The sequence below is a fragment of the Arsukibacterium sp. genome (genome assembly GCF_041616895.1).
GTDB lineage: Bacteria > Pseudomonadota > Gammaproteobacteria > Enterobacterales > Alteromonadaceae > Alishewanella.
Window position 1 is genome coordinate 43,308 of sequence record NZ_JBFJPY010000010.1, and the last position, 9,835, is coordinate 53,142.

Genomic DNA, 9,835 nt, shown 5'->3' on the forward strand with positions numbered 1-9,835 from the left:
ATAAAAGAGTATTTAAATTTACTGTATTAAAATCATGAAGATAAGATCAATGTAATTAACGAGATAACCGGTTTTACGCCAGGGTGGTGGTGCTGAAGAGTTATCATTTTACTGATTTATATCAATGTTTGTTCCTGCTTGTTATAAGCTAATAGCATTATTAAGCCGAATTACATTTGGAGCAAAACATGGCAGAGCAAAAATCCAGCATTATGTTAGTGGATGATCACCCACTCTTACGCAAAGGGCTTAAGCAATTGTTAGCGTTAGAAGATGAGCTTGAAGTGGTGGCTGAGGCCAGCAGTGGTGCTGACGCTATTCCGATGGCAGTTGAACTTGACCCGGATTTAATAATTCTGGATTTAAATATGCAGGGTATGGACGGTATTGCCACCTTAAAAAGAATGCGCGATGAAGGGGTTACCTCACGCATTGTGATGCTGACCGTTTCTGATGCTGATGAAGACGTGGTAAATGCTATTAGTAATGGCGCAGATGGCTATCTGTTAAAAGACAGCGATCCTGAAATGTTACTGGAACAGATTAAACGCTCCCTTACCGGTAAAATGGTGCTCAGTGAAGCCATTACACAAGTCCTCGCCACTGCATTGCGCCGGCCCGCGGTAAAAACGTCTGCTGAACTGAATAGTCTGACCAATCGTGAACACGAAATCCTTAGTTTTATTGCCAAAGGTTTGAGCAATAAACTCATTGCCCGGGAGCTGAATATTTCTGATGGCACGGTAAAAGTGCATGTTAAACACTTATTGAAAAAGCTTGGGTTGCGTTCGCGGGTTGAAGCAGCGGTATGGATGGTCAACCAACAGGGAGCTAAAGCCTGATGAAGGAGAGCGGTACAACAAAAAACATGTTAACTGCAGCGCGTGCCATTGACCAGATGTTGGCCGAAGTATCAGCGTTATCTGAATCGCTAACGGTGCCGTTGGCCGAAGCACTGGATCGCGTGTTAGCGCAGCCAATTTTATCTGAAATCAATGTGCCAGGTTATGATAATGCAGCAATGGACGGCTACGCACTGCGAGCTGCAGACGTAAAACCCGATCAGCCATTAGATGTGATTGGTTCTGCGCTGGCAGGGCATGCTTATCACGAGACCGTGCCGGTTGGCAGTTGTGTGCGTATTACCACGGGCGCGGTAATGCCAGCTGAACTGGACACTGTCGTTATGCAGGAGCAGGTCGCGCTAAACCAGACCGGGCCACGCCAGCAGATCCATTGTCAGATAGTACCTGAAGCAGGTGAGCATGTTCGCCTCGCCGGTGAAGATATTGTTAAAGGTCAGCAGGTATTTGCGGCAGGCCATAAATTACGGCCTGCCGATCTTGGCTTACTGGCGTCATTAGGTTATGCCAGCGTTAACGTGTTGCGACAGCTTAAGGTCGCAATATTTTCAACCGGTGATGAATTACTGCCACCGGGCCAGCCGTTATTATCAGGGCATATTTATGACAGTAACCGCTATGTGATGGCGGCGATGCTACAACGCCTCGGTGCACAGGTGCTTGATTTGGGTTTGCTACCTGATGATCCGGTTGCTATAGAACAGGCGTTTGCAAAGGCAATGACCGAAGCCGATGTCCTTATTACCAGTGCCGGTGTGTCGGTAGGCGAGGCCGATTATACCCGGCAAATTTTGCAGAAACTTGGCCAGATTGCGTTCTGGAAGGTGGCGATTAAACCGGGTAAACCGTTTGCTTTTGGTAAGTTAGATAATTGCTGGTTCTTTGGTTTACCCGGTAATCCGGTTGCGGCCGTAGTGACCTTAGAGCAACTGGTACAGCCGGTGCTGCGCAAACTTAGCGGTGAAACCCACGAAGGTACACCCTCTTTACTGCAGGCGACATGCAGTGTGCCTTTGAAAAAACAACCCGGGCGTCAGGATTATCAGCGAGGCTGGTACTGGCAAGACGCACAAGGTTTACAGGTGAAAACATTAGGCAGCCAAAGTTCGGGTATGCTCAGCTCGATTGCCAACGCCAATTGCTATATCGTGCTGCCGGCTGACAGCGCCAGCCTGCCTGCCGGTGAAGTCGTATCAATACAGCCGTTTTCAGTGCTGTTACGCTGATAGTTAACACAACACATACCACCTTTGCGCCAGCACAAGCTGGCGCAGGCTTGATCTGCATCAACACTGGCTAAAACGAATATCTGCAGACTGTCTGCACTGGTAATGGCCCGGAGCAGGTTATGTTGTTGGTGGATGTATTGCTACATGAGTTTGACATTTTCGAAATTAAACAACTGTTTGGTATTCCTGGTGATTTTGTGCTGCCGCTGTTTGAACAATTACAGCAGCGCAGCACGCTGCCGCTGTATTATTTAAGCCATGAGCCCTCAGCCGTGTTTGCCGCCGATGCCGCTGCCCGGATCAGCAATAAACCGGCAGTCGTGATCCTAACTTACGGTGCTGGCGCATTAAATGCTGTTAATGCGGTGGCCCAGGCGTATGTTGAACACGTCCCTCTGGTCGTTATTGCCGGCTTTCCCAGTCAGGCTGAGATTGAGCGTGGCCTGCAAATCCATCATCAGGCTAAAACGGTCGATTCACAACGTGATATTTACCGGGAAATTACCGCGTTCCAGTTCCGCTTAGATAACCCGGCCCGCGCCGGTGAAGATATTCGGGCGGCACTGCAAACCGCCAAAGAGCAGAGCCGGCCGGTTTTGCTTGAAATACCGCGCGACGCAGTACAGTTTACCACCTCTCTGGCACCTGCTTATCAAATTGCCGATATTCCTCAGGCTGAGCTTGATGCTGCGGTAACACAACTTACCGCGCGCTTAAGGCAAGCGAAACAACCGGTGATCCTGGCCGGGGTGGATGTGCGGCGCTTTGGTGCCGTAGCCGAGCTGGAAGCACTGGCCAGCAAGCTGAATATTCCCTTTGTCAGCACCCTGATGGGCCGCGCCAGCTTTGATCAGCAACATCCTCTGTATGGTGGTATCTTTTTAGATAAAACGGATGTTCGTCCGGCAGAGCTGCTTAAAGAGGCCGATCTGATTATTCAGGTTGGTGTGATTAAAACGGACAGTAATTTTGCTGCTCATGCTGAATTATTCCCACCAGGAAAGCTACTTTGTATTGATCAGAACCAGTTAACCCTGAACGACACAACTTATAAACAGCTGGGGCTGCAGCCACTATTGGCGGCGCTACTAAACCAGGCAATACCTCCGTTTAAATCATTGATTTTGCCAACATTGGCCGCTACTGAACCCGAGCAGCGGCTGAATACCAGCAGCTTGGTGCAGTGTTTGGATAAGATGTTATCAGAGCGCCATAACACCATGCCGCTAATTTCAGATATTGGCGATTGTTTATTTGCTTCACTTCACGCCAAACCCAGTTTAATGCTTGCGCCTGCCTTTTATGCGTCAATGGGCTATGCGGTGCCCGCGGCGTTTGGTGTACAGGCGGTTACTGGCCTGCGGCCGGTAGTGCTGGTAGGCGATGGTGCCTTTTTAATGACCGGGCTGGAGCTTGGGCACTGCGCCCGCTATGGTTTTGCACCTGTTGTCATTGTGTTTAATAACCAGCGCTGGGACATGATAGAGGCGTTTTCGCCCGGGCTTAACTGTACCAACTTAAGTAACTGGAAGTATGCTGATCTGGCTCGCACTATGGGAGGAAATGGCATGCAGGTTAGTTCATTGGCCGATTTTAACCAGGCTTTAGCGCTGGCATTGGCCAGTGATATGCGTTTTAGCCTGATTGAGGTAATGCTGGATAGTAGCAGCCGGACAGAGCGTTTAAATAATTTTGCTGCAGGCTTTAAGGCTGCGACAAAAGAGAGACTGACACCATGTTAATACCTGAATTATTGTCACCGGCCGGCAGTTTAAAAGCCATGCGCCTTGCTTTTGCTTATGGCGCCGATGCCGTATATGCCGGCCAGCCACGTTACAGCTTGCGGGTACGCAACAATGAGTTTGATTTAACGGCGCTTGCCACGGGTATTAATGAAGCTCATGCCCTTGGTAAAAAGTTTTATGTGGTGGTTAATATTGCGCCACATAACAGCAAGCTACAAAGCTTTATTGCCGATATGATGCCAGTGGTGGCGCTTGGTCCCGATGCACTTATTGTCTCTGATCCTGGTGTTATTTATCTGTTACAACAGCATTTCCCGGGTATGGCACTGCATTTGTCGGTGCAGGCTAATACGGTGAACTGGGCGGCAGTGAAATTCTGGCAAACGCAGGGGGTGGAGCGGGTTATTTTATCGCGTGAACTGGCGGTGGAAGAAATTGCTGACATTCGACGCGAAGTACCAGAAATGGAACTGGAGGTATTTGTGCATGGCGCGCTGTGTATGGCCTATTCCGGCCGCTGCCTGTTATCGGGCTACATTAATAAACGCGATCCGAATCAGGGGGCTTGTACTAACAGTTGTCGCTGGCCGTATCAGGTGCACGGTGCGACAGAGGATGAAGCAGGCCAGTTTAAACCGATAACCACACCCGCAATGTTAGAAGAGCAGGGTCGCCCCGGTGAGCTGATGGCCATAGATGAAGATGTGCACGGCACTTATATTCTTAATTCAAAAGACTTACGCGCTATTGCGCATGTGCCGGCGTTAACCAATATGGGCGTGCACTCGCTGAAAATAGAAGGGCGTACTAAATCGCCGTATTATGTTGCCCGCACCGCACAGGTGTATCGCCAGGCAATTGATGATGCCGTGGCCGGTAAAGCGTTTGATCCAACGTTACTCACTGAGCTTAACGGCATGGCCAACCGCGGTTTTACCGAAGGCTTTTTGCGCCGGCATAAACCACAGGATACGCAAAACTACGATACCAGTCACAGTGTTGGCGAGCAGCTGTTAGTCGGTGAGTTTATAGGCGAGCAGGACAGTGAAGGTTTTGCGCTGCTGGAGGTGAAAAACCAGTTTAGCGTTGGTGATAGCCTGCTGCTAATGACGCCGCAAGGTAACCAGAGTTTTACCTTACAGGCGCTGCGCGATAAGCAGGACAACAATATTGTGCTGGCCCCCGGGGCGTGCTATCAGCTGAAAATTCAATTACCACTGCGCACTGATTTGCGTTTTGCCATGCTGCTAAAGCAGTTGCCGGCAGCGGCAACAACCGCAAGTGATTTAGCCATTAATGCAGCGGGCGGGGTGGTGTAACAGCATGCCCGCTGTCATTGATATTAGCTGCATTAATTGCGACATGTGCGTGCCCGAATGCCCGAACGACGCTATTAGCATGGGCGAAAAGCATTACGAAGTAGACCCGGCACTGTGTACAGAATGTATTGGTTACTACGACAAGCCAACCTGTATTGCTGTATGCCCAATAGATTGTATTGAGTTAGTTGATAGCGTTTAAGCGCTCATATGGAAACGGTAAAGGCGTACGATTACGCCCTTAGAAGAGGAAATGTAGCATTGTTTCTTTCTAATCCAACGCTACCGCTTTTATCTGTGCATAAACCTGCTGGCCAATCTGCAACCCCAATCGTTCAACCGACTGTGTTGTCAGTAGCGCCTGCAACGGCTGGCCTTCCAGTGTTAGCTGCACCAGAGTTTCAGCCGGGTGGGGGGCGGTATTAAAGCCAATGATGCTAACCTTAAGCTGATTACTGACTGAGCTGTCGTTAAGTGGCGCCAGGCTAAGCGCGACATCGCGGGCCTGAATGCGTAAACGGTATGCGGTGGGTGAGTAGTTTGCGTTGCCGGTATGCATTGGTGCCGGCAGTTGCAACTGTTGCTGGCCAACACTGAGCTTAAGCAGGTGCTGGTTGCAGCCGTGGCTTCTGGCATGCAGCAGTGACATTGCGCCGCTGGCGGCAAGCTGTGGCTGCATGAGTTGCTGTGGCAGTGGGCCCTGACTGATGATGCGGCCATTCTGCATTAACACCAGCTGATCGGCCAGTTTGACAACATCGTCCAGCTGATGGCTAACCAGCAGCATAGGTATGCAGGTATGACTGGCAATGCGCTGTAAAAATGGCAAAATTTCGTTGCGGCTTTGCTGATCCAGCGATGCCAGTGGTTCGTCCAGCAGCAGTAACTGTGGCTGGCTTAATAATGCGCGGCCGAGTGCCACGCGCTGCCGCTGACCGCCGGACAGCTGCGCCGGTGGCAGCGCCAGTAAGGTACTCAGTTCAAGTAGACTTATCACCTGCTCTGGTTCAAGCTGTACAACGCTATTTTTAGCCCGGCGTTTAAAACCATACAACAGGTTTTGTTCAACCGATAAGTGTGGCAATAAGCTGCTGTCCTGAAACACCATACCAATACGGCGCTGATGCACCGGCACAAATTCTTTACCCTGTTGCCATGGCGTGTCGTTAAGGCAAATTTGCGCATTGGCATGGCGATCGAGCCCGGTGATGGCGCGCAGCAGGGTGGTTTTGCCACAGCCCGAGCGGCCAAACAGGGCGGTGATACCTTTTAGTGGCAGGTTATTATGTATTTGCAGTGAAAATTCGCCACGGGCCAGGCTTAACTGCACGGTAAGCGTTTGGCACTCAGGCGCCGCTGCTATTTGGCGTGGCGGGCTAATATACTTCCAGCAGTGCTGGGCGGTATGTTGCAACAGGCTGATCATAGTAGGGCCTCGCGTTCAAACCGGCGGTTTAACCCATATACAATAAACAGCACGGCAAAGGCGGTAATTAATAACCCTAACGATAACTGATGTGCCTGCGCATAATTCATAGCTTCGGTGTGGTCATAAATCAGTACCGATAACACCTGGGTTTCGCCGGGTATACTGCCACCGAGCATTAAAATAACCCCAAATTCGCCCAAAGTATGGGCAAAGGTTAAGGTTGCGGCAACGACAAACCCACCACGACATAATGGCAGTATTACACTAAACAGCTGATCCAGCTTGCTGGCACCTAAAGTGGCGGCGACTTCCAGCGGCCTTGGTCCCATGCGTCGAAAGCTTTCCAATAAAGGCTGCACGGTAAAGGGCAGTGAGTAAATTACCGAGCCAATTAAAATGCCACTAAAGCTAAATGCCAGATGGTTTAGCCCCAGTTGCTCCAGGGTACTGCCGATAGCGCCATGCGGCCCCAGCAGTAGTAACAAATAAAAACCCAGCACAGTGGGTGGCAATACCAGTGGCAGCGCCACTATCGCCTGAATGGCGGTGCGCAGTTTGCTGTGGTTAAGCGATAACCACCAGGCCAGTGGGGTACCCAGCAGTAGTAAAATTACCGTGGTGTATAAACACAGCTTAAGGGTGAGTTGGATGGCTTGCCAGTCCTGACTACTCAATGTTGAAAGAAGCTCAGGCATGGCTTAGTCCTGTGCTGGCAGAGTTGCTGGCAGTTCAAAGCCGAAGCGTTGCATTACCGTTAGCGTTGCCGGATTTTTCATAAAGGCGCTAAAATGTTGAGCAGCACGGTTATCCGCGCCATGACGGGTAACCACAAAAGCCTGGGTAAGCGGCTGATGCAGGTCTGTCGGAATAAGGTGATAACTTTGTTTGGCCAATTCAGGAAACTTTGCTAATGACAGCGCAATAATACCAATGTCTGCGCCGCCGCTTTGCACCAATTGTGCGGTTTGGGCGATGTTTTCGCCATACACCAGCTTTGGTTCAAGCTCTTCCCACAGACCAAGAGTTTGCAAAGCTTCTTTGGCGCGCTGGCCATAAGGCGCATGCGCGGGTTGAGCAATGGCCAGGCGGCGAAACGTCATGTTTTTCAGCTGATGCAGCTCAACCTCTGACATATTTCGCCATGGGCTCCACAGTACCAAATGACCCACCGCGTAAGGTTGTGGCGCAGTAACCGCATGACCATCCTGGTACAGCAGCTCAGGAAAGCGGCTGTCAGCTGAAAAAAACACGTCAAAAGGCGCGCCATGGCGAATTTGCGTGCTGAGTTTGCCGCTTGAGCCATATACAACATCAATATCTGTGGTGGGGTGCTGCTGGCGAAACAGCAGAATGACCTCATCTAAGGCATAGCGTAAATCTGACGCTGCCGCCAGCATCAACTTGTCGCTGGCAGCTGATGGCAGCATAACGATTAAACAGCACCACAATAAACAACGCAGCATTGGCTACTCCCAGCGTGTTAATGCCTGTTGATCACTGGCTTTCGGCTCTACCCAGTAATCACCGCTTGCGGTATGTTCTTTTTTCCAGAACGGAGCGCGGTTTTTTAAGTAATCCATAATAAATTCGCAGGCTGCGAACGCCGCGGCCCGGTGGGCGCTGGCAACCCCGACAAACACAATTTGCTCATTTGGCTTAAGCCTGCCTACACGGTGAATAATATGTACAGCAGCCAGTTGCCAATGGTTAAGTGCATCGGTGGCAATGCGGTTAAGTGCCTGTTCGGTCATTCCAGGGTAGTGCTCCAGCGTCATGCCATGCAAAACGGTATCATGCAGCTCCCGCACCAGGCCGCTAAATGTGACAATTGCTCCACAGGCTGCATTACGGCGTAGCTCACTGTATTCACTGGCGAGACAAAAATCATCACTTTGTACGGCGACAAATATGCTCATATCAGCCTCCGGTTACCGGGGGAAAGAATGCCAGTTCATCGCCATCCTGCACGCTGGCGGTTAGCGGCACCAGCTGCTGGTTTACTGCACACAGTAAGTCGGTGCGACTTAGTTCTTGCTGCCAGTTTTGGCAACGGCGTTGCAGTTGGCTGAGCACTGACGCCACATCCAAGGTGTTGCCTTCACAACTAAGCAGGTATTGTTCACAATCCAGCCGTTCACGCAGTGCTGCAAAAAACAGAACTTTAATCATATTGCCTCCGAAATATAATGCCCCGACTTACCGCCGGTTTTTTCCAGCAGCCGGATCTCGCTAATGGTCATCGCCTTATCTACCGCTTTACACATATCGTAAATGGTTAGCGCTGCTATACTGGCAGCAGTTAATGCCTCCATCTCGACGCCGGTTTGGCCGCTTAGCACGCAGCAGCTTTCAATTTTTATCTGACCTTGCGCTGGCAGTAGCTGAAAGTCGACCGATACCTTGCTTAGCATAAGCGGATGACACAGCGGAATAAGCTCACTGGTTTTTTTCGCTGCCATAATGCCGGCAATGCGGGCGGTGGCCAGTACATCGCCTTTTTTTAGCAATGCCTGCTCAATTAAACTGATCACCTCCGGCGTGGTAAATACTACTGCGCCGGCACGGGCCAGCCGCTTAGTGTCTTGCTTGCTACTAACATCGACCATGGCAGCGGCGCCACTTTGATCCAGATGCGTCAAATGTGGGAATTCACTCATTTCAGGCTCCACATTTATTGATTGGGTTGTTTTTCACATGAGCAACAAAGTTACCTTTTATATGTGCAACAAAGTTGCAGGGGCCGGTTTTGCTATCTAACTGTGGCAAAATCAACTGTTGCATTGCCACTGTGCAGGCGCCGCCGGAGCCCGGCATCGCGAATAGCAAAGTGCCATTGGCCAGGCCAGCCAAAGCGCCAGATTGCAATGCGGCTGAGCCTAATTCGTTAAAGGATAACTGGCGAAATAACTCGCCAAAGCCCGTTACCTGTATATCCAGCAGTGGTGTTAATGCATCGACCGTACAGTTGCCCGCAGCAAATCCAGTACCACCGTTCAGCAACACCACCTGAATGGTATCGCTTGCGATCCACTGACTTAACACAGCACGTATCTGATATTTGTTGTTCGGCAATAATGTCCGCTCGGCTAATTGGTGACCTGCGGTTTGCAGCAGCTGACAGAGCAAGTCGCCGCTGCTGTCATTAGCTCTGCTTCGACTGTCCGAGATGGTAAGTACTGCTATTGATAGCGGATAAAACCGGCTTAAATCAGGCCTTGGCATAATGCACTCCGTTATTGAGTAAATTCAG

The 9,835-nt window shown here is 50.5% G+C and carries 11 protein-coding genes and 1 pseudogene; 5 read left to right on the top strand and 7 right to left on the bottom strand.

Translation table 11 applies throughout. The features are described from left to right. Positions 1 to 188 precede the first annotated feature (188 nt). From narL to ABY802_RS03395, 5 genes and pseudogenes are all read left to right on the top strand, one after another. On the top strand, positions 189 to 842 hold the full coding sequence (gene narL, locus ABY802_RS03375; RefSeq protein ID WP_290612736.1) for a two-component system response regulator NarL: 654 nt from the start codon (positions 189 to 191) through the stop codon (positions 840 to 842). 26 nt (positions 843 to 868) lie between these two features. Next, positions 869 to 2,089 (top strand): gephyrin-like molybdotransferase Glp, encoded by a 1,221-nt coding sequence (gene glp / locus ABY802_RS03380; protein WP_372625600.1) that lies wholly within the window; start codon positions 869 to 871, stop codon positions 2,087 to 2,089. 122 nt (positions 2,090 to 2,211) lie between these two features. Then, complete coding sequence (locus ABY802_RS03385; protein WP_372625602.1) at positions 2,212 to 3,834, top strand: thiamine pyrophosphate-binding protein; 1,623 nt, start codon at positions 2,212 to 2,214, stop codon at positions 3,832 to 3,834. Next, the gene (gene yegQ, locus ABY802_RS03390) at positions 3,828 to 5,156 is read left to right on the top strand and encodes a tRNA 5-hydroxyuridine modification protein YegQ (protein ID WP_372625603.1); all 1,329 of its coding nucleotides are present in this window, start codon (positions 3,828 to 3,830) and stop codon (positions 5,154 to 5,156) included. The genes ABY802_RS03385 and yegQ overlap by 7 nt, the downstream gene beginning before the upstream one ends. A 4-nt stretch (positions 5,157 to 5,160) precedes the next feature. Next, positions 5,161 to 5,343: pseudogene (locus ABY802_RS03395) on the top strand (YfhL family 4Fe-4S dicluster ferredoxin); the annotation flags it as partial. Between the two features lie 84 nt (positions 5,344 to 5,427). Here ABY802_RS03395 and modC read toward each other — a convergent pair. From modC to ABY802_RS03430, 7 genes are read right to left on the bottom strand one after another with little or no spacing between them, the layout of a single operon-like run. Continuing rightward, entirely contained in the window at positions 5,428 to 6,582 is a 1,155-nt protein-coding gene (gene modC, locus ABY802_RS03400; RefSeq protein WP_372625604.1) for a molybdenum ABC transporter ATP-binding protein, read from the bottom strand. Then, entirely contained in the window at positions 6,579 to 7,280 is a 702-nt protein-coding gene (modB, locus tag ABY802_RS03405) for a molybdate ABC transporter permease subunit (RefSeq protein ID WP_372625605.1), read from the bottom strand. Before modB ends, modC begins: the two co-directional genes overlap by 4 nt. Positions 7,281 to 7,283: 3 nt before the next feature. Beyond that, positions 7,284 to 8,048: a molybdate ABC transporter substrate-binding protein gene (gene modA / locus ABY802_RS03410; protein ID WP_372625606.1), complete on the bottom strand. Its 765-nt coding sequence runs from the start codon at positions 8,046 to 8,048 to the stop codon at positions 7,284 to 7,286. Between the two features lie 3 nt (positions 8,049 to 8,051). After that, the gene (gene moaE, locus ABY802_RS03415; RefSeq protein ID WP_372625607.1) at positions 8,052 to 8,501 is read right to left on the bottom strand and encodes a molybdopterin synthase catalytic subunit MoaE; all 450 of its coding nucleotides are present in this window, start codon (positions 8,499 to 8,501) and stop codon (positions 8,052 to 8,054) included. A 1-nt stretch (position 8,502) separates the two neighbouring features. Next, complete coding sequence (locus ABY802_RS03420) at positions 8,503 to 8,754, bottom strand: MoaD/ThiS family protein (protein ID WP_372625608.1); 252 nt, start codon at positions 8,752 to 8,754, stop codon at positions 8,503 to 8,505. Beyond that, positions 8,751 to 9,242, bottom strand: coding sequence for a cyclic pyranopterin monophosphate synthase MoaC (gene moaC, locus ABY802_RS03425; RefSeq protein WP_372625609.1), 492 nt, complete (start codon positions 9,240 to 9,242; stop codon positions 8,751 to 8,753). Before moaC ends, ABY802_RS03420 begins: the two co-directional genes overlap by 4 nt. 1 nt (position 9,243) lies before the next feature. Beyond that, positions 9,244 to 9,807: a molybdenum cofactor synthesis domain-containing protein gene (locus ABY802_RS03430; protein ID WP_372625610.1), complete on the bottom strand. Its 564-nt coding sequence runs from the start codon at positions 9,805 to 9,807 to the stop codon at positions 9,244 to 9,246. Positions 9,808 to 9,835: the final 28 nt, after the last annotated feature.

Excerpts from the sequence above, each read along its gene's own strand:
- ABY802_RS03420 (WP_372625608.1), bottom strand. The coding sequence starts at position 8,754 with ATGATTAAAGTTCTGTTTTTTGCAGCACTGCGTGAACGGCTGGATTGT.
- modA (WP_372625606.1), bottom strand. The coding sequence starts at position 8,048 with ATGCTGCGTTGTTTATTGTGGTGCTGTTTAATCGTTATGCTGCCATCA.
- modB (WP_372625605.1), bottom strand. The coding sequence starts at position 7,280 with ATGCCTGAGCTTCTTTCAACATTGAGTAGTCAGGACTGGCAAGCCATC.
- ABY802_RS03430 (WP_372625610.1), bottom strand. The coding sequence starts at position 9,807 with ATGCCAAGGCCTGATTTAAGCCGGTTTTATCCGCTATCAATAGCAGTA.
- moaE (WP_372625607.1), bottom strand. The coding sequence starts at position 8,501 with ATGAGCATATTTGTCGCCGTACAAAGTGATGATTTTTGTCTCGCCAGT.
- moaC (WP_372625609.1), bottom strand. The coding sequence starts at position 9,242 with ATGAGTGAATTCCCACATTTGACGCATCTGGATCAAAGTGGCGCCGCT.
- narL (WP_290612736.1), top strand. The coding sequence starts at position 189 with ATGGCAGAGCAAAAATCCAGCATTATGTTAGTGGATGATCACCCACTC.
- modC (WP_372625604.1), bottom strand. The coding sequence starts at position 6,582 with ATGATCAGCCTGTTGCAACATACCGCCCAGCACTGCTGGAAGTATATT.
- yegQ (WP_372625603.1), top strand. The coding sequence starts at position 3,828 with ATGTTAATACCTGAATTATTGTCACCGGCCGGCAGTTTAAAAGCCATG.
- glp (WP_372625600.1), top strand. The coding sequence starts at position 869 with ATGTTAACTGCAGCGCGTGCCATTGACCAGATGTTGGCCGAAGTATCA.
- ABY802_RS03385 (WP_372625602.1), top strand. The coding sequence starts at position 2,212 with ATGTTGTTGGTGGATGTATTGCTACATGAGTTTGACATTTTCGAAATT.